Source organism: Epilithonimonas sp. (assembly GCF_056329745.1).
In genome coordinates this window covers 56,536-82,414 of record NZ_JBWEYV010000007.1, presented here as the reverse complement: position 1 = coordinate 82,414, position 25,879 = coordinate 56,536, and the positions used below count along the sequence as shown (strand labels likewise).

28 protein-coding genes and 1 pseudogene are annotated in these 25,879 nt (G+C 38.2%); 14 read left to right on the top strand and 15 right to left on the bottom strand.

Features of this window, described 5'->3' with window-relative positions:
- Positions 1 to 17: 17 nt before the first annotated feature.
- Positions 18 to 671, bottom strand: coding sequence for an SGNH/GDSL hydrolase family protein (locus tag AC00Y6_RS07110; protein ID WP_474489920.1), 654 nt, complete (start codon positions 669 to 671; stop codon positions 18 to 20).
- A gap of 155 nt (positions 672 to 826) precedes the next feature.
- Here AC00Y6_RS07110 and AC00Y6_RS07105 point away from each other — a divergent pair, with 155 nt between their 5' ends.
- The gene (locus tag AC00Y6_RS07105) at positions 827 to 1,066 is read left to right on the top strand and encodes a VF530 family protein (protein WP_474489919.1); all 240 of its coding nucleotides are present in this window, start codon (positions 827 to 829) and stop codon (positions 1,064 to 1,066) included.
- 30 nt (positions 1,067 to 1,096) lie between these two features.
- On the opposite strand, the gene AC00Y6_RS07100 is transcribed toward AC00Y6_RS07105, so the two are convergent.
- The 5 genes from AC00Y6_RS07100 to AC00Y6_RS07080 all read right to left on the bottom strand — a co-directional run bounded on the left by AC00Y6_RS07100 (position 1,097) and on the right by AC00Y6_RS07080 (position 5,144).
- On the bottom strand, positions 1,097 to 1,471 hold the full coding sequence (locus AC00Y6_RS07100; protein ID WP_474489918.1) for a YchJ family protein: 375 nt from the start codon (positions 1,469 to 1,471) through the stop codon (positions 1,097 to 1,099).
- Positions 1,472 to 1,508: 37 nt separating this feature from the next.
- The gene (locus AC00Y6_RS07095; RefSeq protein ID WP_474489917.1) at positions 1,509 to 2,660 is read right to left on the bottom strand and encodes a glycosyltransferase family 4 protein; all 1,152 of its coding nucleotides are present in this window, start codon (positions 2,658 to 2,660) and stop codon (positions 1,509 to 1,511) included.
- A 115-nt stretch (positions 2,661 to 2,775) separates the two neighbouring features.
- The gene (locus AC00Y6_RS07090; RefSeq protein WP_474489916.1) at positions 2,776 to 3,156 is read right to left on the bottom strand and encodes a helix-turn-helix domain-containing protein; all 381 of its coding nucleotides are present in this window, start codon (positions 3,154 to 3,156) and stop codon (positions 2,776 to 2,778) included.
- Between the two features lie 101 nt (positions 3,157 to 3,257).
- On the bottom strand, positions 3,258 to 3,812 hold the full coding sequence (locus AC00Y6_RS07085) for a hypothetical protein (RefSeq protein WP_474489915.1): 555 nt from the start codon (positions 3,810 to 3,812) through the stop codon (positions 3,258 to 3,260).
- Positions 3,813 to 3,887: 75 nt separating this feature from the next.
- Positions 3,888 to 5,144, bottom strand: a complete 1,257-nt coding sequence (locus tag AC00Y6_RS07080) for a putative DNA modification/repair radical SAM protein (RefSeq protein ID WP_474489914.1) — start codon at positions 5,142 to 5,144, stop codon at positions 3,888 to 3,890.
- 143 nt (positions 5,145 to 5,287) lie between these two features.
- On the opposite strand from AC00Y6_RS07080, the gene AC00Y6_RS07075 reads away from it, so the two are divergent.
- From AC00Y6_RS07075 to AC00Y6_RS07065, 3 genes are read left to right on the top strand one after another with little or no spacing between them, the layout of a single operon-like run.
- Positions 5,288 to 6,616, top strand: a complete 1,329-nt coding sequence (locus AC00Y6_RS07075) for a hydroxymethylglutaryl-CoA reductase, degradative (protein ID WP_474489913.1) — start codon at positions 5,288 to 5,290, stop codon at positions 6,614 to 6,616.
- 4 nt (positions 6,617 to 6,620) lie between these two features.
- Positions 6,621 to 6,791: a hypothetical protein gene (locus tag AC00Y6_RS07070; RefSeq protein WP_474489912.1), complete on the top strand. Its 171-nt coding sequence runs from the start codon at positions 6,621 to 6,623 to the stop codon at positions 6,789 to 6,791.
- A gap of 1 nt (position 6,792) precedes the next feature.
- Positions 6,793 to 7,179 carry a DUF423 domain-containing protein gene (locus AC00Y6_RS07065; RefSeq protein WP_474489911.1) on the top strand — a complete coding sequence of 129 codons (387 nt, stop codon included), beginning with the start codon at positions 6,793 to 6,795 and terminating at the stop codon, positions 7,177 to 7,179.
- Here AC00Y6_RS07065 and AC00Y6_RS07060 read toward each other — a convergent pair.
- Positions 7,176 to 8,447, bottom strand: a complete 1,272-nt coding sequence (locus AC00Y6_RS07060; RefSeq protein WP_474489910.1) for a 3-deoxy-D-manno-octulosonic acid transferase — start codon at positions 8,445 to 8,447, stop codon at positions 7,176 to 7,178. The two genes, AC00Y6_RS07065 and AC00Y6_RS07060, sit on opposite strands and share 4 nt — an antisense overlap.
- Before the next feature lie 442 nt (positions 8,448 to 8,889).
- Here AC00Y6_RS07060 and rpmH point away from each other — a divergent pair, with 442 nt between their 5' ends.
- Positions 8,890 to 9,048: a 50S ribosomal protein L34 gene (gene rpmH, locus AC00Y6_RS07055; protein ID WP_034701860.1), complete on the top strand. Its 159-nt coding sequence runs from the start codon at positions 8,890 to 8,892 to the stop codon at positions 9,046 to 9,048.
- A 132-nt stretch (positions 9,049 to 9,180) separates the two neighbouring features.
- Positions 9,181 to 9,891: a cell division ATP-binding protein FtsE gene (locus AC00Y6_RS07050; RefSeq protein WP_474489909.1), complete on the top strand. Its 711-nt coding sequence runs from the start codon at positions 9,181 to 9,183 to the stop codon at positions 9,889 to 9,891.
- A gap of 61 nt (positions 9,892 to 9,952) precedes the next feature.
- Here AC00Y6_RS07050 and AC00Y6_RS07045 read toward each other — a convergent pair whose 3' ends face one another.
- From AC00Y6_RS07045 to AC00Y6_RS07035, 3 genes are read right to left on the bottom strand one after another with little or no spacing between them, the layout of a single operon-like run.
- Complete coding sequence (locus AC00Y6_RS07045) at positions 9,953 to 10,657, bottom strand: tRNA1(Val) (adenine(37)-N6)-methyltransferase (RefSeq protein WP_474489908.1); 705 nt, start codon at positions 10,655 to 10,657, stop codon at positions 9,953 to 9,955.
- Positions 10,629 to 12,113, bottom strand: a complete 1,485-nt coding sequence (locus AC00Y6_RS07040; protein ID WP_474489907.1) for a sensor histidine kinase — start codon at positions 12,111 to 12,113, stop codon at positions 10,629 to 10,631. Before AC00Y6_RS07040 ends, AC00Y6_RS07045 begins: the two co-directional genes overlap by 29 nt.
- Before the next feature lie 52 nt (positions 12,114 to 12,165).
- Complete coding sequence (locus tag AC00Y6_RS07035) at positions 12,166 to 12,780, bottom strand: riboflavin synthase (protein WP_474490008.1); 615 nt, start codon at positions 12,778 to 12,780, stop codon at positions 12,166 to 12,168.
- Between the two features lie 314 nt (positions 12,781 to 13,094).
- Here AC00Y6_RS07035 and pdxA point away from each other — a divergent pair, with 314 nt between their 5' ends.
- The 6 genes from pdxA (at position 13,095) to rocD (ending at position 18,416) form a co-directional block, all read left to right on the top strand.
- Positions 13,095 to 14,183: a 4-hydroxythreonine-4-phosphate dehydrogenase PdxA gene (pdxA, locus tag AC00Y6_RS07030; RefSeq protein ID WP_474489906.1), complete on the top strand. Its 1,089-nt coding sequence runs from the start codon at positions 13,095 to 13,097 to the stop codon at positions 14,181 to 14,183.
- Positions 14,184 to 14,276: 93 nt separating this feature from the next.
- Positions 14,277 to 14,807 (top strand): YceD family protein, encoded by a 531-nt coding sequence (locus tag AC00Y6_RS07025; RefSeq protein ID WP_474489905.1) that lies wholly within the window; start codon positions 14,277 to 14,279, stop codon positions 14,805 to 14,807.
- Positions 14,808 to 14,853: 46 nt separating this feature from the next.
- On the top strand, positions 14,854 to 15,057 hold the full coding sequence (rpmF, locus tag AC00Y6_RS07020) for a 50S ribosomal protein L32 (protein ID WP_076781964.1): 204 nt from the start codon (positions 14,854 to 14,856) through the stop codon (positions 15,055 to 15,057).
- A gap of 105 nt (positions 15,058 to 15,162) precedes the next feature.
- Positions 15,163 to 15,636, top strand: a complete 474-nt coding sequence (gene accB / locus AC00Y6_RS07015; RefSeq protein WP_474489903.1) for an acetyl-CoA carboxylase biotin carboxyl carrier protein — start codon at positions 15,163 to 15,165, stop codon at positions 15,634 to 15,636.
- Between the two features lie 83 nt (positions 15,637 to 15,719).
- Positions 15,720 to 17,078 carry an acetyl-CoA carboxylase biotin carboxylase subunit gene (gene accC / locus AC00Y6_RS07010; RefSeq protein WP_474489902.1) on the top strand — a complete coding sequence of 453 codons (1,359 nt, stop codon included), beginning with the start codon at positions 15,720 to 15,722 and terminating at the stop codon, positions 17,076 to 17,078.
- Positions 17,079 to 17,177: 99 nt separating this feature from the next.
- Positions 17,178 to 18,416 (top strand): ornithine--oxo-acid transaminase, encoded by a 1,239-nt coding sequence (gene rocD / locus AC00Y6_RS07005; RefSeq protein WP_474489901.1) that lies wholly within the window; start codon positions 17,178 to 17,180, stop codon positions 18,414 to 18,416.
- Here rocD and AC00Y6_RS07000 read toward each other — a convergent pair.
- The 5 genes and pseudogenes from AC00Y6_RS07000 to AC00Y6_RS06980 form a co-directional block, all read right to left on the bottom strand.
- Positions 18,413 to 19,492: a glycosyltransferase family 4 protein gene (locus tag AC00Y6_RS07000; protein WP_474489900.1), complete on the bottom strand. Its 1,080-nt coding sequence runs from the start codon at positions 19,490 to 19,492 to the stop codon at positions 18,413 to 18,415. The genes rocD and AC00Y6_RS07000 overlap by 4 nt on opposite strands.
- Complete coding sequence (locus tag AC00Y6_RS06995) at positions 19,489 to 20,631, bottom strand: glycosyltransferase (protein ID WP_474489899.1); 1,143 nt, start codon at positions 20,629 to 20,631, stop codon at positions 19,489 to 19,491. Before AC00Y6_RS06995 ends, AC00Y6_RS07000 begins: the two co-directional genes overlap by 4 nt.
- Positions 20,632 to 20,658: 27 nt before the next feature.
- A complete protein-coding gene (locus AC00Y6_RS06990) occupies positions 20,659 to 21,879 on the bottom strand; it encodes a glycosyltransferase family 4 protein (RefSeq protein WP_474489898.1) in 1,221 nt (406 codons plus the stop codon).
- 139 nt (positions 21,880 to 22,018) lie between these two features.
- The gene (locus AC00Y6_RS06985) at positions 22,019 to 22,756 is read right to left on the bottom strand and encodes a hypothetical protein (protein WP_474489897.1); all 738 of its coding nucleotides are present in this window, start codon (positions 22,754 to 22,756) and stop codon (positions 22,019 to 22,021) included.
- Between the two features lie 16 nt (positions 22,757 to 22,772).
- Positions 22,773 to 23,078 (bottom strand): annotated as a pseudogene (locus AC00Y6_RS06980) (phosphomannose isomerase type II C-terminal cupin domain).
- A 145-nt stretch (positions 23,079 to 23,223) separates the two neighbouring features.
- On the opposite strand from AC00Y6_RS06980, the gene gltX reads away from it, so the two are divergent.
- Both gltX and AC00Y6_RS06970 read left to right on the top strand, forming a co-directional pair.
- Positions 23,224 to 24,738, top strand: coding sequence for a glutamate--tRNA ligase (gltX, locus tag AC00Y6_RS06975; RefSeq protein ID WP_474489896.1), 1,515 nt, complete (start codon positions 23,224 to 23,226; stop codon positions 24,736 to 24,738).
- A 125-nt stretch (positions 24,739 to 24,863) separates the two neighbouring features.
- Positions 24,864 to 25,820: an acetyl-CoA carboxylase carboxyltransferase subunit alpha gene (locus AC00Y6_RS06970; protein WP_474489895.1), complete on the top strand. Its 957-nt coding sequence runs from the start codon at positions 24,864 to 24,866 to the stop codon at positions 25,818 to 25,820.
- Positions 25,821 to 25,879: the final 59 nt, after the last annotated feature.

Here is a 25,879-nt window from a genome sequence, read left to right as displayed (position 1 = left end):
TTTGTCCTTAATTGTTATTATTTCAAATTTTTCATCAAAATTGCCTCCATTTTTTCATAACCCAATTTTGTCGGGTGGATGCCGTCTTCGGCGAGCTGTTTTGGCAGGCCATTTTTATCGTCTTTTAAAACTGAGTGATAATCCACATATGGAAGATGATTTTTTGTAGCATAATCTTTTATCATTTTATTAAGCTCAATCACCTTATCCGCAGGTTTCATATCTTTTTTCCAAGGAAAATCATAAGCCGGGAGCACAGAACACAAAACGACTTTAATATGATTCGCTTTCGCCAATTCTGCCATTGAAACGATGTTGCCGAAAACCTTATCCAAAGAAATCGGACCCTGATTCTCCGCAATATCATTGGTTCCGGCAAGGATAATGACAAGCTTTGGTTTCAGTTTGATAACATCTTCTTGAAATCTCAACAACATCTGAGACGTTACCTGACCGCCAATCCCTCTTCCAACAAAATTATTTTTCGTAAAAAATCCGGGGTCTGTGGCAAACCAGCCTTCGGTGATGGAATCGCCCATCAGAACGGCTGTTGGCACCATATTTTGAGAAATAACCTGTTGGTTTTGTTGTGCATATCTGCCAAAATTGGCAAAATCCTGAGCTGATAACATAGTGGAAAGTATAATGGATGCGAAGGTTAGGAATTTCATATCTCTTTATTTGATTTCAAATATATGAAATGACAATTGAGATACTTCTTTTTTACTAAAAAAGTCACAAAAGAAAAGCCATAGCATTTTTTATAAACTAAAACTTATGTGCCTTTTTGTGGTTTTTAAAATAATAAAATCAATAATTTTACAGGATGGAAAACAATTCGAAAGACCCTTTACACGGCAAGCGGCTGGATGCTATTCTGGAAGAGTTGCTGGAATATTACAAAGGTTATGGCGAGCTGGGCAAGCAGATCAACATCCGTTGTTTTACAGGCGAAAACCCAAGTGTAAGCTCTTCCCTCAAATTTCTGCGGAAAACACCTTGGGCAAGAGAGAAAGTGGAAAGCCTGTATCTGTATGTATTGAGGCAAAAGAAGAAGAATTTATAAAAAATCTTTTAAATATTGTTTTTCATCTACTTACAAAAATTCTCCGCTAACATAATACCAGCGGTTTCTGATTAGTTTAAATTTTGACAACTCGTGATGAACCTGCTCGTTGCCATCTTCATCAATATAAAAAGCTTTGAACTCAACCTTGTTAGCCGATGGCTTATCCACAATTTCCAGCTTTGTCCATACATTAATCTCACCCCATTCCTGTAAATCCTTCTTGTGATGAAACTGCCGCTTGTTCGGCGAAGTGGTTTCCCAAAGATACTCGCCATTTGGGACGGCAAAGGCTGAAAAACGCGACCGCATCAGCGCTTCTGCCGTTGCAGGAAATTTCGCCTTCAAATGATAAGGTTGGCAACAATCTTTATAAGAATTTCTGGAACAACAGGGACATGTCATTGATTTTCATTATTAAAATTAACTATTTCTTTACTGATTACTTGGAAACTTCTTGGTATTTTTCCAACAAAGCTTCCCAGACAACTTCCTGCGTATAACGCTGCTGAATCATTGGTCTTGCATTTTTTGATAAATGAGAAAGCAACGCAGTATCATTCACAAACCGGGACATTGCCTGTTCTAAAGAAACTTCATCTTTTGGAGGAATAATCATACCGTTTTTGCCGTCTTCGATAATCTCATTGCAACCATTAATATCTGTCACAATCGAAGGTAAACCCATAGCGCCAGCCTGCATCACCACATTAGGAAAACCCTCGCGGTAACTAGGGAAAACCAATGCATCGGAAACTGCAAAATAGGGCCGCACATCCTTTTGAAACCCAACCGTAATAATATCTTTATTACTTCTGATTTCGTTAAGGATTTCTGTTTTTAAAGGATCAAGTTCTGCCTCTTCCGGACCTACCAAAAGAAGTTTTATCGTTTTCCCGTTAACCGTTTGCTGCACATTTTTAAAGGCAGCTACAAGTTCATTAATCCCTTTTTCACTTACAAGCCGGCCTACAAAAACATAGACAAAATCTTGCGGAGAAATCCCCAATTGGTTTTTAAGTTCTGCTCTTTCCTGTTCATCAATGCAGGCTGGATCAAAAAATGCCGTATCTATCCCATTAACATTCCCGTTGGCAATAATTTTCAAAGGTTTTTTGGTAATGCGAAAATGCAGCAAATCCTTTTTCACGCCTTCGCCTTCGGGGATAATATGTGTTGCGGCAAGACAAAGCAACCGATCCATATTGATAAGTAATTGTTGCATCATGCCCGATCGGGAAGGGAAAATAAGACCTGTAAAAGTATGGATCCGCACCGGGACGCCAGCTAATTTGCCCGCCAACATGCTGAGAAGCCCAGCTTTGGGTGTAATGGAATGGATAATATCCGGCTTCTCGAGCCTGAAATACCTGTAGAGTTTGCAAAGTGCCACGAAGTCTTTCCAAGGTGAAATTTGGCGCTGCATCTCAATAGGGAAAACCTTAACATTTTCCCGCTTTTCCACCTCATCCAAGTCTTTACCATTGCCGGAAATGGCCGTCACATCATAATAATGAATAAGGTAAGCCAACTGCCCTTTTAGCAAAATATTGAGGGAAACAGGAACCGTAGACAGGCGGAAGAGTTTTTTCATACCAGTTATTGACGTACAAAGATAATTTTTTGCCTCTAATGCTTATAAATATTAGCACAGAAAAGCAAAAAGACAAGCTATTCCTCACTTGTCTAACTATCGATTTTAACATGTTTTATTTTTTGCTCTCTTTACGAAATTGCCCTGGCGTAAGCCCTGTGAATTTCTTAAAAAATTTGGAAAAATTAGAAGGATCATAAGTCAAAACCTTGGCAATATGTGCTACAGATTGGTCTGTTGTGGCAAGCATATCTTTGGCCGCATCAACAATCCGGAGGTCATAATAATGGCACGGATGATGACCGGTTTCTTTTTGAACACAATCCGTCAGATGCTTGTGTGACAGAAAAAGTTCTGCCGCAATCTGGTTAATCTCCATAAACTCGTCCTTTTTTCCGGCAATGACGTCTGCAATGTGCCGGTCAAGAAAAAGGAAATAGTTTTCGGTGATATGCCGGCTTCGCTTTTTGAGTTCTTCGTCGGTTATATTGTCCATAAAATTGTTGTATTAAAATTTCTAAATATAACCTAACCGACAAAAACAAACATGGTGAACTTCTCGGAATTTCATTCAATCATTGGTGAACGTGACTGTTATTACAATTCTTTTTCAACAGCTTTTAGAATTTTTAAAAAATCTTTTAGTTCATCTTTAGAATATTCGATGAAGTTTTGGTTGAAGGAGTTGGATGGGAAATTGATGTAATTGTTCCAAAGTCTTGAATCATTATTATAAACACCTCCAAACTCGATATTATTATTGGTTACAAATTTATATTTGGTTTCCACCGCCGTTCTCTCCTGCTCTTTCTGCTCTACGGTTTGCAATGCAGCAATTAATTTGGTAAGTTCTGCTTTATCAATTGTCAAAGTTCTTTTCCAGATTTGGTCATAAGTTTCCGACTGCAACATGACGCCCAGAACATTTTCCACGGTTCCATCCGACAAGTCCTTTGAACTTATTTTTTGAAAATTCAGAGTTTTGAATTTCCCCAACGTGGTAATTTCTTTCTGAATTAATGTTCCGCGTCTTGAGTTAATTGTCAAACCATTATTGCTGGTTTTATAAGAAGATTTTGAAGGGGGCGGAGGCACTTGTGCACTGCTAAAAATGTAGAAGAAGATGCTTAATAGAAGTACTAATTTTTTCATGGCTTAATTATTTTTTTGATTAACGATCAAAAATAACCAATCATTCCTAAATCATAATTAATTTTTACTGAAATTCTAGAATAATGTCAGCTGTTGGGAAAACTGATTCTGAAATTTGGACTGGCTTCCACCAATGATCAATTTCCTCAGGTTTAAGTCGGTAAGATGTTTCAGAAAAGGGTTTCCGTAAGTGAAATCGATAAAATACTTGGCACGGTTAACGGCGGCACCCAGTTTTTTGAGATGGTCAATCGTTAAAACCTGAAACCGCCTTGCGCTCACAATTTTCTGCGCGGTTTTTACACCTATCCCGGGAATCCTGAGGATCATTTTATAGTCTGCCGTTTGCAGATTAACGGGAAACTGTTCTAAGTGGCGTAATGCCCAACTGAGTTTCGGGTCCACTTCCAGATCCAGAAAAGGCATACTAAAATCGAGAATTTCATCGGCTTTAAAACCATAGAAACGCATTAACCAATCGGACTGGTACAAACGGTTTTCCCTAAGAACAGGAACTTCTGCGGTAATGGCAGGCAAACGGTTATCCACTGTCACAGGAATATATCCGGAATAATAAACCCGCTTCATTCCATAATTTTTATAGAAATGATCTGCCACTTTGATGATTTGCAAATCGTTTTCATTGGTGGCGCCTACAATCATTTGTGTCGACTGGCCTGCCGGAGCAAATTTCGGGGTATTCCTGATGGCTTTCTTCTCGTCTTTATACTGCTGAATCCCTTTTTGAACGTAACGCATCGGCTGCAGCATATCTTCCCGGTTTTTATCCGGCGCCAATAATTTCAACCCCGATTCAGTCGGAATTTCAAGATTTACGGAAAGCCGATCTGCATAGAGAGCCGCTTCCTGCATCAGTTCATCACTCGCTCCCGGAATCGATTTAAGATGGATATAACCATTGAATTTGTGTTCATTCCTTAGTTTTTTGGCCACACGAACCAAGCGCTCCATTGTGGTATCGGCATCTTTGAAAATCCCTGAACTCAGGAAAAGACCTTCGATGTAATTACGCCTATAAAAACTGATGGTCAAATCCACGACTTCTTCCACTGTAAAAGCGGCACGCTTGATGTCATTGGATTTTCGGGAAACGCAATAGATACAATCGTATATGCAATGATTGGTCAATAGAATTTTGAGCAGCGAGACACAGCGTCCATCTTCTGTATAAGTGTGGCAAATCCCGCTGGCAGAACTGTCACCCAAACCACCATTATTTTTTCTCTTTCCACCGCTGGATGAGCACGAAACATCGTATTTGGCTGCATCAGCCAATATTTCGAGTTTTTCTTTGATGCGGTCGAAGTTCATATTTTAGGAAATTTAATTTGAGATAGAATATCAAATCTCAATGTCAAAAATAAGTCCATAAATGAAATTAACAACACGTACAACTGTTAAGTTATTAACAAAATGTGTTAAAATTTATATCTTTACAACTTATAATTATTGTTATGCAACATCAACCTGTTGAAGGGTTTTCAAAACTTTCCAAACAAAGAAAAATAGACTGGCTAATCTCGGAATACCTAAGTAATGACCGCAGTTACGAGCAGATTTTACAGCAATATTGGAATAACGACCAAGACCTGCAAAAACTCCACGATGAGTTCTCGGAAAACACCATTTCCAATTTTTACATGCCTTACGGGATTGCCCCGAATTTCCTGATTGACGGGAAACTTTTGGCTCTTCCAATGGCTGTGGAAGAGAGTTCTGTAGTGGCTGCGGCAAGTAAAGCTGCCAAATTCTGGATTGACAAAGGCGGTTTCAAGACAACAATTATCAATACAGAAAAACTGGGTCACACACATTTTATCCTGAATGTAGAGCCACATAAACTGCTTCATTTTTTCAATTTTAAACTAAAGAAAAAACTGCTGGAAGCCACCGAGGATATCACAGCCAATATGAGAAAAAGAGGCGGCGGAATCCTGGACATCAAACTGATTGACAAAACCGAGGAACTGGAACATTATTTCCAGCTGAAAGCGAGTTTCGATACCGTAGATTCTATGGGTGCCAATTTCATCAATTCCTGTTTGGAGCAATTTGGAAAAACGCTTAAAACAGAAGTGGCGAACGAAGAAAGTTTCACTCAGGAAGAGAAAGAATCGCTGCAAATTGTAATGAATATTTTGTCCAATTATACGCCAGATTGTATCGTAAGAGCCGAAGTTTCCTGCAAAATTGAAGATTTGAAAGATGATAGCGGCATCTCCAACGAAGAATTTGCCTGGAAGTTCAAACGTGCCGTAACCATTGCCGAAATAGAACCTTACAGAGCAACCACGCATAACAAAGGCATTATGAATGGTGTGGATGCTGTGGTGATAGCCACCGGAAATGATTTTCGTGCGACGGAAGCCTGCGCCCACGCTTATGCCGCGAGAAACGGGAAGTATTCTTCGTTAACACATTGTACAACAGACAACGGGATTTTCAGGTTTTGGATCGATTTGCCAATTTCTGTTGGTGTAGTAGGTGGTTTAACGAATCTTCATCCTTTGGTTAAATTTTCTTTGGCTTTATTAGGAAAACCTTCTGCTCAGGAATTGATGAGCATCTTGGCAGTTTCGGGATTGGCACAAAATTTTGGAGCGCTCCGTTCCTTGGTAACGACCGGAATCCAGAAAGGCCATATGAAAATGCATTTGTTCAATATTCTGAACCAGTTTGGCGCAACAGAAGAAGAGAAACAGCATTTTGTGACTTACTTCAAAGATAAAACGGTGAGCCACCACGAAGTAATTGCAGAATTGGAAAAATTGAGAAATAAATAGAATTATGTTTGGAATCGCTCTTTCAGCTTTTATGCTGATTTTTGGAATATTTCTTAAGTTAACAAAAAATCCAGGCTTTGCCAGTTCCAAAAGATTTGCTTGGCTTTTTATCATTTTGGGAATTGTTACGATGGTCGGAAGAATTATTATTTTAAATCAAAAAGGAGAATTATAAAATGAAAAACTTAACATTAATCATCGGCGGAATCTACGGTTTGTTATCCGTCATTCTGGGCGCTTTTGGAGCACATGCATTCAAGAAAATATTATCTGTAGAACGGCTGGAAAGTTTTGAAACAGGCGTACGCTATCAGATTTACGCTGCCTTTTTCTTACTCATTGTCGGGTATATTTTAAAATTTGAAACGACTTCCGAAAAATGGATTTCGATTCTAATGATTGCCGGAACATTCTTGTTTTCAGTTAGTATTTATTTTTTGAGTTTTCAGGATGTTTGGGGCGTTAATCTCAAGTTTTTGGGACCAATCACACCTCTCGGCGGTTTGTTTATGATCTTAAGCTGGGCAATGCTCATCTGGTATTTTGCAAAAACTAAAATTTAAGAATCTTGATCCGAAAGCATTTGATTTTCGGATTCATAAGATGACATTTTAGCGATAATAATTTCTGTAGAATCAGGCTGGGAAATGACAAATTGTTTTGCATTCTCAGCCATTTTTTTTAGGACATTGTCATCTTTCAAAACCTCTTCTGCAAAGGCCGAAGCGGCTACAAAATCATCAAAACGCCCTGCGCCGTTGGCTGCAATCAGCGCATCGGCTTCGGGATTTTTTTTGTAGCGGTTCCCAAAAATAACGGGAACGCCGTAAACAGCAGCTTCCAAAATATTATGCAAACCTGCGGAATGAAAACCTCCGCCAACAATCGCCAAATCTGCGTACGCGTACAACCTAGTCAGTTTTCCGATGCTATCAATGATTAATAAATGACAATTGATAAATGATAATTGATTATTTTTTTCGAGTTGGGAATACAAAACAGCATTCGGGAATAATTTCTGCAAATGCTGAACCCGTTGCAAATCGTGTGGTGCAATAGCCAACTTGGCATCCGGCAACTTTTTGGAAAGAATCTGGGCAATATCTTCTTCCGCCTCCCAGCTGCTGCCAAAAACCACCAGCTTTTTATCTTCTTTGAATTCCTCAATAAAATCAAGATGCTTATCTTTTTCCAAAAACTGTTTTACACGGTCAAATCTCGTATCCCCGGACACCGATGAATTGACCAGTCCGATACTCTTGGCCAGTGTCGAAGACTTGACTGTCTGATGAAAAAACCAGTCGATATTCTGCCGAAGCTGTTCCACAAACCATTTACCATAAAATTTGAAGTAAAACTGGTTCTCATAAAACAATGCCGAGATCACGTAATTTCTGCAGCCTGATTTTCTCAACTCTGCCAAAAGGTTGTACCAGTAATCATACTTCACCGTGAAAAAGATCTGAGGCCGGAATGAAGACACAAAAGCTTTCATTTCTCCAGGTTTATCAAACGGCAAATAGCAGATTACATCGGCAATTTGTTTTCTTTTCCTCACATTTTCGTAGCCGGAAGGTGAGAAGAAGGTTACCAAGGTTTTATATTCAGGATGCAGTTTTTTAAATTTTTCCAGTACTGGCAGGCCTTGCTCGTACTCTCCCAGGCTTGCGGCGTGCATCCAGATCAATTTTTGCCCGCCAAGTTTTTCGCGCACCGTTTTGAGTGAAAGTTTTCTTCCCCGGATCCCTTTCTTGGTTTTGGCATCAAACAATGCAAAAATATTCATCCCAAAGACCATCAGGTAAACGAAGATATTGTATAGAAATCTCATCCTTTAATTTTCTAATGCAAATTTATCATTATTTGTTGAAGGATTGGGTATGACAAGAAATTCCAAATCTTTTCTGGATTGGTTTTTATCTTTTCTGATACAAATTAATTGACTCTTTTAGAAAATAAAGAAAAGATCTAACCCTTTCATAGTTTGAAACTCTGTTTGTTGATGTAAACTCGGTATTGTAGAATAAATTGAATCGGCGTGGCATCTGCGCCCCGGCCTGAGTGGAGCTCTTTTTATTTTTTTGCGTGGAGAAAAGTATTGGAAAAAATAAAAAAGCGGGAACGGAGGACGGATAAAGGCGCCCAAATTATTAGTTTCAAAAGAAAGCAAAAAATTAACACAAAAAAGTTTTGAAATATTTGCCGAGATAAATAAAAACCCTATATTTGCAGTCTGAAAATTAATAGATAATTACGAACTAAATATATTAGTGATGAGTAAAAGAACATTCCAACCATCTGAAAGAAAAAAAAGAAACAAACACGGTTTCCGTGAAAGAATGTCAACTCCAAACGGAAGAAGAGTGTTGGCAGCTAGAAGAGCAAAAGGCAGAAAGAGTTTAACTGTTAGTGCAGCACGCGCTAAGAGATAATTTTTCTTTAATTATCATATAAAAAAAATGTCCGGGCACAGTTCCGGACATTTTTTGTTGTTAAAATTTGCCAAAAGTAAAAGCTAAAAACTAAGTTTTTGCTATTTTTGAAATTCACAAATTTTCAAAATTATGCCACACAGAAATGATCCCGGATCCGACATTATTGACCTGAGCAAAGCTAAAGTTGTACAGAAAAATTTTACGGTACTGAATGATGTCGACCTGCACATCAAGAAAGGTAAATTCTGTTATCTTATTGGGAAAACCGGCTCGGGTAAAAGTTCCCTCCTGAAAGTGCTTTACGGCCAACTACCTCTACAGGGTGGCAGCGGACAGGTTGCAGGTTTTGACCTCAAAAAACTAAGACAGTCTGACATCCCCAACCTCAGAAGAAAGTTAGGAATCGTGTTTCAGGATTTCCAGTTGCTATCCGACAGGAATATTGAAAAGAACCTCCTTTTTGTACTTCAGGCCACCGGCTGGACTGATAAAATAAAGATGGAAGCCCGGATTGACGAAGTGCTTTCGAGTGTTGGCATGAAAACCAAAAAACACAAAATGCCACACCAACTATCCGGAGGTGAGCAGCAGCGTGTTGCCATTGCAAGAGCACTCCTAAATCATCCGCAATTGATACTTGCCGATGAGCCTACAGGAAACCTAGATCCTGAAACATCCAACGATATTATGACGCTGCTCAAAAACCTGGCAGAAGAAAACAATTGTGCTGTGGTAATGGCTACGCATGATTACCACATGATCCAGAACTATCCCGGGGAAGCTATCCGTTGCGAAAACGGACAGGTCTCTGTGCTGGATACGGCAGAACTTTTTGAATAAGAGCCGTTAGAATTTAGATTTAAATTCTAAAGCATTTAAAATACGGAACCTTTCTGAAATTTCAGAGAGGTTTTTTGTTGAACAGATGGAAATCTTGTGTCAGCGCAAGATATTCATCAGAATAAACCCTAGGCGATTTTTCTATGACAAAATTTTCTATTTTGCCTTCTTTATCATTAAAAGAATATTCTAAAATCACGCGCTTTGCATCGGCGGTTTTGATACCTTTGATGATGACTTTTCTATTGATAAACAAGGAATTTTCATAACATATCCCTGTAAATTCCGGTTCATAAGAGATGGGAATTATGACGGAAAACAATCCATCAGCCGAGAGCAATTCGGAAGATTTTCTAATTAAATCCGAGAAATCCAACTCCAGCCTTTGCCTTGCCAAAACATCTTTGGAAGAAGTGTTAATCTCAAAATATGGCGGATTGGAAACAATGAAATCATATTTTTCATCTGGTTTCATTGTTTTGAAATCAACACATTCCACATCCATCCGACCGGAAAAAGGCGATGCTGAAAAATTTTCTTGTGATAGTGTGACAGCCTTCGGATTGATGTCTATTGCTGTAAAATGAGCATGTGGATTTCTTTGTGCGAGCATCAAGGAAATAATCCCTGTTCCTGTACCCACTTCAAGAATTTGCTTTGCATGGGAAACATCTGCCAAAGCACCAAGAAGCACCGCATCTGTCCCAACCCGGAAAACGTCTTTGCTTTGCCGGATATCAAACTGCTGGAATCGGAACGCTTTCATCTATAAATTTAGAAGGCATAGAAATGGTAAAAATCGCACCCTTATCCACCGTAGACAGCACGGTAATTGTCCCGTTGTAGTCTTCTACCATTCTTTTCACCATTGTTAAACCGATCCCCATTCCGCTGTTTTTGGAAGTGAAATTAGGGTCAAAAATCTTATCCAGCTGATCATGCGGGATGCCAATACCATTATCTTCTACCGTGATCCTGATGCGTTTTTCGATTTTCTCCAGATCTACGTTAATCACCGATTTTCTGTCGTCTGCCTTGGCTTGGCTGGCATTGGTCACAAGATTGGTGATAATGCGGGTTAGGTAAGATTTATCAATCTTCATCCGGATGTCATCGTGACTGGCATGAACAAACACATTTTCGTCGCTAAAGATCGTTAGGACATTTCTCACTTCTTTATTGAGGGAGATTTCCTCATCATGACGCTGCGGTAACTGTGCAAATTCTGAAAACGCATTCGCCACTCGGCTGATGACATCTATCTGCCCAATAATCACTTCACTAAGACCCTTCACTTTGGCGGCTATATTGGGATCGTTGGGATCAAATTTCCGTTCAAAATTCTGCATCATGAGCTTCATAGGCGTCAATGGATTTTTCACCTCATGCGCTACCTGCTTGGCCATCTCCTGCCATGCCGCCTGTTTCTCTATATAACTCAAACGTTCCCTTTGATCTGCAATTTCGGAGAGCATTTTATTATACGATTTTACCAAGGCATTCAGCTCATCGTTTTTATAATATTTGATAGGCCTCAGATCTTTATCAAACAGGTTAATCTTGCTGATCATAGATGTAAACCTAGTAATGGCATCAGTTAAGTTGTTGGAGATAATCCAGCTGAGCCAGATACCAAACAGCACTATAAGCAGATTAACACCAATGATGTATGCAAAATAATGTTTGAACACATCCATATAAGCACTCTCATTATGATAGTAAGGAAAATAGACGTAAGCAATATCTTCCAGCATATTATTCTTGAGAACCATATAGGAAGATATGACCGTGGCATTCAGCTTATTATCATAAGACTTGTCATCATAGCGTTTCCCGTTTCTCTTGATTGCCTTAATAATTGAAGCCGGGATTTTTTTCTGTGCTACAAGGTTCGGATCCTTATTGGATAGCAGATAATTTCCCTGAAGATCATAGATGACAATATCATGCTTATTGATATCGGCAATCTCATAAATCTTGTTATCCAAGACTTCCGGTATTTGTTTGGTTTGCACTTGGGTATGGCTTAGCGCATAATCCAAGGAAGACATTAGTGCTTCAGATTTGTTCTGCATATCCGTCTTGCTCTGCATTTTGGCATTGTCCCTCAGAATGACAAATGACAAAACCGCCGACGTTGCCACACTGAGCAGGCAGATCGCCAAAAACCCTATAAATACCCTATTCCTTAACCTGTAACCTTTATATTCGCTTAATGGCATGGTGTGTTTTCAAATGTGTTTATTTTTCATCGGTGATTATGCATCAAATCTTTTATTGATATTTCTGCAAAAGATTAGCCATCGGCGACTGCAAAAGCTTGGCAACATATTTCCCGATAATATCGAATTCCAGATTTACCACATCGCCAGGCTTCAAATGTTTCATATTGGTAAATTCCCAGGTATAAGGGATGATCGCCACAGAGAAACGGTTATCGCCACTTGCCGCCACCGTCAGGCTCGTCCCGTTCATCGTTACAGAACCTTGCGGCACCGTGGTATAATCTGCAGATTCTTCGTAAGAAACCGTGATAAAATAGCTACCATCGCGATCCTCTATACTTTCTACTTTCCCAGTTTTGTCCACATGCCCCTGTACAATATGACCATCCAGCCTGCCTTCGAACCTCAAACAACGTTCCAAATTCACTTCCGTTCCTTCTTTCCAAAACCCGAGATTGGTTTTCTCAAGCGTCTCGTTAATCGCCGTCACTTTATAAGAATCACTGTTCACTTCCACCACCGTTAGGCAGCAGCCGTTGTGCGCCAGACTTTGGTCTATTTTCAGTTCCTGCGTAAACGGGCAGCTTAATGTAAAATCAATATTACCTTCGTTTTTTTCAATTTTTTCGACTTTCCCTGTCGCTTCTATAATTCCTGTAAACATGTTATTTCTAATATTTCTCAAATTTTTTAGGAGCTTGATCCCGCTATCCGCTGTATCTTTTTTGCCTCCGCCTTTTGCAAGCCATCGCAAAAAAAGGATGCCGCTTCTATCGGGGCTATGGGCTTTGTCTGCATAAGACCTTTCCAGATCCAACCCACTCAATGGTCATACTTTTACAACCCAACTTATAGTTTGGATTATATAAAATTTTGCATTTCCGGGTTTGCTGGCCTATTGATAATCACTTCTAACTTTAATCCTATCCTAAAAAATTGTAAATTTGTACAATTCTTTTAATCTTCAAAGATAAACAAATGAGCTCCAAACATCATAAAATCAGAGTAGGAATTTCCATCGGTGACTTCAATGGCATCGGACCCGAGATCATTTTAAAATCTCTGAAAGACAAAAGCATCACCGACTTTTTCACGCCCATTATTTTTGGTTCAGGAAAACTCTTCACCTATCAGAAGAATGTTTTTAAGCTACAGACTAATTTTAATTATATTAATTCTGCCACAGAAGCACAGAACGGCAAGATTAATATGGTGAACCTTACCAAAGAAAACAGCACCATAGAATTTGGCATACCAACCGAAGAATCAACCAAGATGGCCATTGCATCCTTGGATGCCGCTACAGAAGCTCTTCTCAAAAATGAAATAGATGTCCTGGTGACAGCTCCTATCAACAAAGATGAGATGATGAAGTTTGGTTTTTCGCACCCTGGGCACACCGGTTATTTTGAAGAAAAGGCACAGAAAAAAGCCGTCATGTTCATGGTGACAGACGACCTCAAAGTAGCAGTATCCACACACCACATTCCGGTATCTGAAATTGCCGCCAATATCTCTAAAGAGAAAATCAAAAAACAAATCAAACAGCTGGTTTCTACGCTTAAAGAAGACTTTTGCGTAGAAAAACCAAAAATTGCGGTTCTGGGTCTCAACCCACATGCCGGGGATGGCGGCGCCATCGGAAGGGAAGAAATCGAAACTATAGAACCGGCAATACGGGAATTGTTTGATCAAGACATCATGGCATTTGGCCCTTATCCGGCGGACAGTTTTTTCCAACCAGAAAAATACCGCGCCTTCGATGCTGTTTTGGCCATGTATCACGATCAGGGATTGGCACCTTTCAAAACCATTGCTTATGAAGATGGCGTTAACTACACTGCGGGATTGCCTTTTATCAGGACATCGCCGGATCATGGTGTGGCTTATGACATTGCGGGAAAAAACCTGGCAGACGAGACCTCTTTTTCCGAAGCTATTTTTACTGCCATTAAAATATTTAACAACAGGACAGAATATCAGGACTTAATGGCCAACCGACTGCGTCCCAAATCCACACACCTGAAAAACGGTGTTGACGAAGACCTGCCAACCGTGACTGAATAAGGCAAAATAAAGGAAGTAATTTTTTGCAAGTCAAGTATTTCCAAAAAGATTTTGTTATTTAAAAAAAATAAATTATTTTTGCACACCATTTTTATGGACAGATTTAGAAACTACGATATTGCTTTTTCTGGTCTAAAAACCGGAAAGCATGATTTCAAATTTGAGATCAATCAAGCGTTCTTTGATTTATTTGAGACTGAGCAGGAGTTTTTTAACCCAAAAATAGAGGTAACCGTTCATCTGGACAAACACACCACTTTTTTGGAGTTCTACATTAATGTTTCCGGAACGGTGCAATTAATTTGCGACATCAGCAATGATGAGTTTTCCGAAAACATTAGTAATGATATAAAAGTTCTTGTAAAATTTGGTGAAGAATATGATGACAGTAACGAAGACATCATCACTATTCCTCATAAAGACAGCGAGTTTAATATCGCCAACCTTATCTACGAAGCCGTAGTGCTTGCCATTCCCATGAAGAAACTGGCACCATCGGTAAGTGATAATGACGAGTACCAAAAGTTACTTGACCAATACAGTCCAAAAATAGTTGAAGAAGAAGAGGAACAAAGCATAGACCCGCGTTGGGCAGCTTTGAAAAAATTAAAAGACAATAATTAAGATAATAACAATATAATTCTTTAGAATTTTTTTAAAATAATTTACAATGGCACATCCTAAGAGAAGACAGTCGTCTACAAGAAGAGATAAAAGAAGAACTCACTACAAAGCTGTAGCGCCACAGTTGGCAAAAGATGCTACGACTGGTGAACTACACTTGTATCACAGAGCGCACTGGCATGAAGGAAAACTTTATTACAAAGGAAAAGTTGTATTAGAGAAAACTGTAGAAACAACAGAAGAAAACTAAGATCTATCTTTGATAATCTTATACTTAGCATAAAAAACCACTCGGATTTTATCAATTTGAGTGGTTTTTTATTATATTTGGCGTTCAAAACAATTTAAAAATTATATGGATATAAAAGACATTCAGAATCTTGTAAGATTTGTTGCAAAGGCAGGTGTTTCCGAAGTTAAATATAAAAATAAAGACTTCGAAATCTATATCAAAACACCGCTGGGTGGAGAACCTGTAAGCTATGTAACGCCTCAGGTAGCCTATCAGCCGGCAGCGGCTCCGGCAGTAACGCCTGTAGCAGCTCCCGTTGCAAGTTCTGAAACTGCAAACACTGCAGATGACAGCAAATACATCACCATCAAGTCTCCTATGATTGGTACTTTCTACAGAAAGCCATCACCAGACAAAGACGTTTTTGTTAACGTAGGTGACTCTGTTACAGAAGGTAAAGTGGTTTGCGTAATTGAAGCAATGAAACTTTTCAACCAGATAGAATCAGAAATCAGCGGAAAAATTGTAAAAATATTGGTAGAAGATTCTTCTCCGGTAGAATATGACCAACCGCTATTCTTAGTTGATCCATCTTAATTATAATTGATTTATGATGATTGATAATTGATCACAAAATCAATTTCAAATTTCAAATTTTCAAATTTCAAACCATATTTAAGATGTTCAAAAAAATATTGATCGCAAACCGTGGCGAGATTGCCATGCGTATTTTGCGGACTGCCAAAGAAATGGGCATAAAAACAGTAGCGGTCTACTCTACGGCCGACAAAGACAGCCTACATGTGCGTTTTGCTGATGAGGCTGTGTGCATTGGCCCTCCAATGAGCAAAGACTCCTACCTGAAAATCCCTAACATTATTGCCGCTGCAGAGATTACCAATGCAGATGCCATCCATCCGGGATATGGTTTCCTTTCGGAAAATGCAAATTTCTCAAGAATCTGTGCAAAAAACGGGATCAAATTTATAGGTGCCACGCCAGAACAGATCGAAAAAATGGGTGACAAGGCAACAGCCAAGGCAACAATGAAAGCTGCCGGCATCCCTTGTGTTCCCGGATCTGACGGCCTAATCGATTCTTATGAAGATGCTAAAGTAACTGCCAAAGAAATTGGTTATCCTGTGATGATCAAAGCTACGGCAGGTGGTGGCGGAAAAGGGATGAGAGCCGTCTGGAAAGAAGAAGACCTGAAAGATCACTGGGACTCTGCCATTCAGGAAGCTGTAGCAGCCTTCGGAAACGGTGGGATGTACATGGAAAAACTGATCGAAGAACCTCGTCACATTGAGATTCAGGTGGCTGGAGACCAGTTTGGCAAAGCATGTCACCTCTCAGAAAGGGACTGCTCTGTACAGAGAAGAAACCAGAAATTGATAGAAGAAACGCCGTCTCCTTTTATGACAGACGAACTTCGTGAAAAAATGGGCGCTGCAGCGGTAAAAGCAGCAGAATTCATTGGATACGAAGGAGTTGGAACAATTGAATTCTTGGTTGATAAACACAGGAACTTCTACTTTATGGAGATGAATACCCGGATCCAAGTAGAACATCCTATTACCGAGCAGGTAGTAGATTATGACCTGGTTCGTGAGCAGATTTTGTTGGCGTCAGGCACACCGATTAGCGGTAGGAATTATTATCCAAAAATGCATGCGATCGAGTGTAGAATTAATGCAGAAGATCCTTATGCTGACTTCCGACCTTCTCCAGGCAGAATTACAGAATTAAATATCCCCGGCGGTCATGGTGTGAGAGTTGACACGCATGTTTATTCCGGATATTCTATTCCACCTAATTACGATTCTATGATTGCAAAACTAATCGTAACGGCGCAGACCAGAGAAGAGGCGATTGCAAAAATGAAACGTGCCTTGGAAGAATTCTACATCGAAGGTGTGAAAACAACCATCCCTTTCCACAGACAACTATTGGAAAATGAGGATTTTGTAGCAGGAAACTACACTACAAAATTTATGGAAACTTTTGTAATGGACAAAAATTTTGATAATAATATCTAAGAAATATTATCCTTAAAGATAAAATGCCTGACTTTATAAGTTGGGCATTTTTATTAGCATTATAGCTATCAAATTCGTTATTTTTGAAAAAATATTTTTATGGAAAACAAGTCTTCACAATATTTTATTGAGTTAGAAAACCAACATGGTGCACACAATTACCACCCGCTTCCTGTAGTTTTGGAAAAGGGCGAAGGCGTGTATGTTTGGGATGTGGAAGGAAAGAAATATTACGACTTCCTCTCCGCTTATTCGGCTGTCAACCAAGGTCATTCGCATCCAAAAATCGTCAGGGCTTTGACAGATCAGGCTCAAAAACTGGCCTTGACATCCAGGGCATTTTACAATAATAAACTAGGTGAATACGAGAAGAAAATAACAACGCTTTTCGGTTTTGACAAAGTCCTCCCTATGAATTCGGGTGCAGAAGCTGTAGAAACAGCTGTAAAATTAGCCAGAAAATGGAGCTACGAAGTGAAAGGAATTGCTGAAAATGCAGCAAAAATTATCGTTTGCGAAAATAACTTCCACGGGAGAACCACTACAATTGTCTCTTTCTCCAATGATCCTGATGCCAATCAAAATTACGGTCCCTTTACACCAGGCTTTATAAAAATCCCTTTTAATGATTTAACCGCTCTTGAAGAGGTTTTAACCAACGAAGCGCAGCACATTTCGGCATTTTTGGTGGAGCCTATTCAAGGTGAGGCTGGCGTATTTGTTCCCGATGAAGGTTATCTGAAAACCGCATCGGAACTTTGCAAAAAACACAATGTTCTTTTTATTGCCGATGAAGTACAAACCGGAATTGCAAGGACCGGAAAACTCATTGCCTGTTATCATGAGAATGTTCAGCCCGACATTTTGATCCTCGGGAAAGCGTTATCTGGCGGGATGTATCCGGTTTCTGCCGTTTTGGCAAATGATGATATTATGAACGTTATCAAGCCTGGGCAACATGGTTCAACCTTCGGAGGAAATCCTATCGCCTGCGCGGTGGCTGTTGCAGCTTTGGATGTTGTGGAAGATGAACAGTTATCTGAGAGAGCTGAAGAATTGGGAAAATTATTCCGTTCCGAGATTGAGAAACTGATAGAAAAAACAGATTTAATTACCGCGGTAAGAGGAAAAGGCCTTTTAAACGCGATCCTTATTAATGACACGCCTGAAAGCAAAACTGCCTGGAATATTTGCCTAAAACTGAAAGATAACGGCCTCCTTGCCAAACCAACCCATGGCAATATCATCCGATTGGCGCCGCCTTTGGTTATTACCGAAGACCAACTTTTGGATTGTGTGAAAATTATAGAGAAAACAGTTTTGGAGTTTAACACCTAAACTTTCAGTAAACGCTCATAACAGTCGTTGTATTGTTTAGCCATAATCTTGTAATCAAACTTAAGAGCCCAATTGGTCAACTGTTTTTTCAGTTCCGGTTGGGTTTTGTATTTTATGAGACCGTCCTTCACAACATCTGCCATCGACATTGGCTCAAAATCATGGAAAAAATACGCCAGATCTCCACCAACTTCCGGCAGACTGGTAAATGTCGACAAAAATACAGGTTTCCCAAAATACATCGCCTCTATCGGAGGAATCCCAAAACCCTCGGCATAAGAGGGCTGCAAAAGTGCTTCGCAGTTTTGTAAGAGGGCATACTTTTCTTCATTGGTAACATTTCTGAGTATATGAACCCTGCTTCCCAAGTTATTTTGCTGAATGAATGACAGTACTTCTTCCTCATAATTCTTATTACTTTGCGAGACAACAAGTACCAAATCTTCTTCTACAAACTGCAGCATTTTCACCAATGCCAGTTGATTTTTTTTGTTAAAAAGCACACCGATGTTAAGAAAATATTTTCTATTACCCAAATCGGAAAACTGTTTCAGATCGTATTGCCTTTCTTCCGGAAAAATCAGCCCGTTATAAATCACTTCCACAGTCTTTAGTTTTTGAAGATCCAGAAGGTGCCTATTTTTTTCAAAATCATTTTTGACAAAATTGGAAATACAGACTATGGCATCTGCATACCTTAGGCTTCTATTCACTTTCTTCAGCATTTTACCTTTTTTCCGAACAGGCAAATCCTCATGCAAGAAATTAAGATCGTGCAGGGTAACCAATTTTTTGCAAGTCTTATAATTCTTTTTGAAATAAGGTGAAAGCTGATGGCTGACATGGATTAAATCATAAGTCGAACTAAAAAAATCAACCATCTTATGCCAGAATAATCGTTTAACAATATGTTTGGGTTTTAAAAAACAATTCAGTTCTTTTTCTGGACCGTAAAAGTCATAAGACAAACCTGACTTTGACTGTAATAATCCCTTAGCAAGATTTCTAAATACAAATGCAATCCCAGAGTTGGGATAACGCAAACGTTCGAGGTCTATGAGGATTCTTCTTTTCAAACTTTTTTTTGTAAAGATAGATTTATTAATTCTTTTTCATTTTCCAAATTATGATTTTCGGTAAAATAGGAAATTCCTTCTGATCTAATAAGTTCGTATAGCTTATTGTCAAAGATCAATTTTTCAATAGCTTCAGCAAATTCTTTGGGGTCTTCCGTCACTATACAACCATTATTCCTTTTGTTGATCAAGCCATCAACTCCTCTTCTATTAGTAACTACAGGCAACCCGAAAGATAAAGCTTCTAGGACTTTAATCTTCACACCTGTTCCACTTAACATTGGACAGATTACCATTCTTGCATTGTTATAGAAATCCTCCAAGTCATCAACCACTCCATATTTTACAACATTAGAATATTCATTTTTTATTGTATTTCCAATTTTTCCTATTATATGAATTTGGATATTGTTCAAGTACGGTAAAACATTATCAAGAAACCAAGTAATTCCCTTTATGTTATGAGGATTTTCACTGGCGACATATAAAACATCATATTTATAATTTCCGGAATTACAAATGAATTTCTGAGGATAAGAAACAGGCATCAATACCACTTTCTTATTTGTAAATTGTTCAAAAATATATTCCTCCTCAATAGAATAAGTCCATATCTCATCATATTGATCTAGGATATTCATCTCATCTTGGAACATTTTTCCAATTAAATTACCCTTCTTATTATTTTGAGCAGTAATAAAATCATGAGTATCAATTATTTTATATGATTTTTCATCCAACTTATCAATTAATCTACCCCATGAAGCATAACTTATCAAAACTGTATCAAAATGACCAAAACTAAAAAAAATATCACGAAATTCCTTTCGTAGGATATAGCTCGTAAGATCAATTGAATTTTGTTTAAACAGATAAGGAATTTTATAAAGGAAAAAATACCTAAAAAAATTATTTTTGTGCTTTTTATCCAGAAGATGCAATTTTACATTTGGATATTTGGTTTCAAATAGCTGTAAATCAATGGATTTCCACATTCCCCAATCTTTTAAAGAAACGTAATGAACATCCAAATTGTCACAATCATTAAAGAATGAAAGCAACTGATTAAGCCTTGCAGTATTACCAGCTTTACCAGAAACTGGGTTATCTGGCATGAAATAAAGAATGCGCTTCTTCAAGAAATTAATAATTTATCAACAAATGTATTAAAAATGAAGAATCTTTTTGTAGATATTTATATGCTCTGCAACAGTTTTATCCCAAGAAAAAAATTTTGATCTTTCTAACGCACGTTTCCCAAGATCATTTCTATAATCTTTATCACTATAAAGCTTCCACATTTCTTCTATAAGCTGGGATTGGTTTTGGGGATCAAGAAGTACTCCTGCATCACCTACAACCTCTGGCAAAGATGACACATTAGAAACCACAGTTGCGGTACCACATTGCATGGCTTCTAACGGGGGTAAACCAAAACCTTCGTAAAAAGACATATAAAAAAAAGCCTCTGCATTACTATAGATAGTTGCCAAATCTTCGTCTGGTATACGTCCTGTAATAATAATTTTGTCTTTGAGGGTTTGCGCTGCATCATACTCGTTAAATATCTTATCGAAATCCCAACCTTTTGAGCCTACCAGTACCAAACTTAGATCTTGTATATTATATTCTTTAACAAACTTGATAAAACATTTAATCACATGATCAATATTTTTACGTGGCTCCAAAGTACTTAAACTTAAAAAATATTTTTTAGGAAGGCCATATTTTTCCCGAATTCTTTCAATTTTTTCAGCATCACAGCATTGATAAAATAAATCCGAAGATGCCGCTAACTTACTCACAAAAATTTTGTCAGGATCTAAATAAGGTGCATACTCTAGCAGATCTTTTTTTGTATTATCTGAAACACAAATTGCATAATTATCCTTACCTATACTTTGTATTGTATTTTTGAGAAGTTCTGTATTTTCGTTATACTGGGGATACAAAATAGGGATCAAATCATGAATTGTAACAATTTTTTTTAAATGAGGGTAAGTATTCAAGCTCTCATGTAGGGGATAATAAACGGAGTGGTATATTTGCGAATCATTAATTGATTCATTATAACTAATTTTATAATCAGTTATACCCAGTTTTTTATAAAAAAACTTAAATAGTTTTTCTTTTCTAAATGGTATGAACTTTACTCTATCGCAATTATTAACGTTAGGGATGATTAAATTCTTTTCTTCAAAAAAATGATTTATTTTTTCATTGGTTTGTCTATGATTATTGAAATTAAAATTTGAATGTAGCATTCTTATCTCCTGATGACTATTTAGACGACTAAACAACTCATACGCGACCCTAAAAATTCCCGTTTCATTTATCCGGAAAGAGTTTCCAATAACTTCTACATCAAAAATCAACTTAATACTCATAAAAAAAATTTATCCTAAACAAATGTAATATATATTTATTGACTGCTATGTAATCTCTGGGAAAGGCTAAATAATATTAGTACTAATATTATTAAGATTTATTGAAAATTAAACAACATAATTTTCAATACACACTATTTTATCTCGTAGCCCAAACAGAAGCACCAGAAGTGTTATAAATAACAAGATTCCCGTCATTCTGGATTACAAGTCGATCTGAGTTTTTATTACTTGTATTGGTATTAAAAACCGCGCGATTCGATTTATCATAAACAACCAGATTACCATCCGATTGAAATATAGCTCTGTTTCCTACTCCAACAGTATTAGAAGCCCAAAATGGAGATGTTGAATTTTTATAATATACAACTAAATTACCATCCGTCTGAAAGGTTAAATAATATTCTCCATTTTCAGAATATATCTTACTGTTTTTAATAATCCTTTTGTCTTTATATATAATACCCGTATTATAATTTCCGGATTGACTGCTTCCATTATCTTTAGATGCCCAAACAACACTGTTTCTGTTGCCGTATATTACAACATTTCCATCATTTTGAACTATTAAGCTATTTCCTCTTCCATTTGTATTCGTACTAAATACAGGAACTCCGGAACTATTGTAAACGACCAGATTACCATCCCTTTGAAACTCTGCTCTCATTCCTTTATTTGTAGTTTTAGAATCCCATACAGAAGAACGATTTTTATTATACATCACCAAATTGCCATCATTCTGGAACACTAAATAATATTGACGATTCTCAGAATAATATTTTCTTTCATTTACAAAAGCTTTTCCGGCAATTATACTCTGGGCAAAAAGAATAATATTACAAAATACTATACATAAAATACTTAAAGTTATTTTCATATTAACATATTTTTAATCAACTTCTATCATAATCATCCTCCAACCTCACAATATCATCTTCTCCAAAGTAAGTACCAGTCTGCACTTCGATGAAAACAACGGGCTGGTCTGTAAGATTCATGATCCTGTGCTTGGCACCTTGCGGAATGAATATGCTTTGCCCATAAGCCAACGGAATTTCTACATCATCCAACACAATTGTAGCATGGCCTTCTATGATCGTCCATTGCTCCTGTCTCTTGTAATGGTATTGGTAAGATAATTTCTGACCAGGGTTTACCTCTATTCTTTGAAGTTTTTAGTTAGGCTCACCTGCCAACACATAATATTTACCCCAAGGCTATTCTCCAATTTCTAAGATAGTCATCAATTTGACTGTCAAAAATAATGATTTACTTGACGATTAACCAAACTCGAATCCCTTAAACGGTTAAAAATTTATTAATTTTGCACAACAATTTTTTAAAATGAAGAAAGTAAGAGTGCGATTTGCACCAAGTCCAACGGGCGCATTACACCTTGGCGGTGTAAGAACAGCATTATACGATTACCTTTTTGCAAAAAACCAAGGTGGAGAGTTCATTCTAAGAATCGAAGATACAGATACTGCAAGATATGTAGAAGGTGCCGAAGATTACATTATGCAATCCCTCGACTGGTGCGGTATCATACCTGATGAGAGTCCCAAAATCGGAGGACCTTATGCCCCATACCGCCAGTCGGAAAGAAGAGATATCTATGACCGGTACAAAGAGCAAATCCTTACAACAGACTATGCCTATCTAGCTTTCGACACGCCAGAAGAACTGGACAACATCCGTAAAGAATTTGAAGCCAAAGGTGATGTTTTCTCTTACAATTACCAGACTAGGCAGCAATTGAGGAACAGCATATCACTTTCCCAGGAAGAAGTTCAGAAACTTTTGGATGATAAAGTGCCTTATGTAGTGCGTTTCAAGATGCCGGTGGATCGCGTTTTGCATCTTCAGGATATTATTAGAGGTAATTTCACTGTGAATACCAGTACGCTGGATGACAAAGTTTTGATTAAAAATGACGGCATGCCAACTTATCATTTTGCTAACGTTGTAGATGATTATGAAATGAAAATCTCCCACGTTATCCGCGGGGAAGAATGGTTGCCATCAATGCCACTACACGTTTTACTGTACGAAGCTATGGGATGGGAAGCACCGGAATTTGCGCATCTGTCATTAATCCTAAAGCCAGAGGGCAAAGGAAAATTAAGCAAAAGAGATGGCGCCAAATTTGGGTTCCCGGTTTTTCCAATGGATTTCAAAGATCCTGAAAGTGGTGAGATCTGGAAAGGCTACAAAGAATCCGGCTATTTCCCAGAAGCTTTTATCAATATGACAGCGCTATTGGGTTGGACACCCGCCAACGATAAAGAGATTGTCTCCATGGATGAGATGATTGCTGAATTTGACTTGCACAAAGTCCATAAAGCAGGCGCAAGATTTGATCCTCAAAAAGCCAAATGGTTTAACCATGAGTATCTGAAACTGAAATCGGACGAAGATGTTTTAGCTTTGTTAAAAGAGATTGACGGCGTCACTCATTTTGGTTTGTCAGATATGAAATTGCTTAGAATTATTTCCTTGATGAAAGAAAGAGCCACTTTTGTAACAGATATCTACAATGATGGAAAATTCTTTTTCGAGGCACCTACTTCCTACGATGAGAAAGCCCTAAAAAAAGCATGGAACGATACTACATCTGCAACACTCTCTAATTTGTCTGCGGAGCTTGCCACATTAGAAAATTTTGAACCTGAAGTTCTTAAAGAAACGATTCATCATTTTGCTGAAAAGCATATTTTGGGAATGGGGAAAGTCATGATGCCGCTTCGCCTTGCGTTGGTTGGTGAGCTTAAAGGCCCAGACGTACCGGACATTATGAATATCATAGGGAAAGAAGAAACGCTTGCAAGAATAGAAAAAGCTGTTCATTCAAATCAATAAAAAAATCTTAAGTGAGTTCATATTGATTATTTAAAGATTGAAATGATCAATAGATGGCTCCTGGAAACTTTAAAAATAATTCAAAAAAAAAGACTATTTTTGGACTGGTTTAAGCCAAACATCTTATGGAGTATTTACAATTTGAACAACCTGTACAGGAACTCATCGAACAATACGAAAAATGCGTCCAGCTGGGCACAGAAAGCGGAATAGATGTAGATGAATCCTGCAAAAAAATCAAAAATAAAATAGAAGATACCAAGAAAAAAATATATGGTAATCTTACACCGTGGCAAAGAGTACAGCTTTCTAGACATCCGGACAGGCCATATACATTGGATTATATCAATGGATTGGCAGATGAGGGAAGTTTTGTAGAACTGCACGGCGACAGGAATTTTGGTGATGATCCTGCGATGATTGGCGGTATTGCCAGCATCAGTGGTAATACCGTTATGCTGATTGGCACACAGAAAGGTAGAACGACTAAAGAACGCCAGCACAGACGTTTTGGGATGTCTAACCCCGAAGGTTACAGAAAGGCGTTGAGGCTGATGAAACTGGCAGAGAAATTCAATATTCCTGTTGTTACTTTTGTTGATACACCAGGCGCTTATCCTGGACTGGAAGCCGAAGAACGCGGACAAGGTGAGGCGATTGCCAGAAATATCTACGAAATGTGCCAGCTAAAAACACCTATTATCACCATTATTATTGGCGAAGGTGCCAGTGGTGGCGCGTTAGGCATTGGTGTAGGTAATAAAGTTTATATGCTGGAAAACACCTGGTATTCTGTTATTTCGCCAGAGAACTGCTCTGCTATCCTGTGGAGAAGCTGGGAATACAAAGAAACAGCAGCCAATACCATGAAACTAACCGGTGAAGATATGCTAAAACAAAAGCTTATTGATGCCATTATCCCAGAACCGCTTGGTGGTGCGCATTATGATTATGCCGCAACTTTCGAAAATGTGAAAAAAGTGATCTTAAAAGACATCAAAACACTTTCTAAATTGCCTACTGAAAAAGTGGTTGCAGAAAGACAAGATAAATTTATCGCCATGGGCGAATTCAAAGGTTAAAGGATAATCTTTCAATAAAAATAAAACCCTTTCAGAGTTTAAAACTTTGAAAGGGTTTT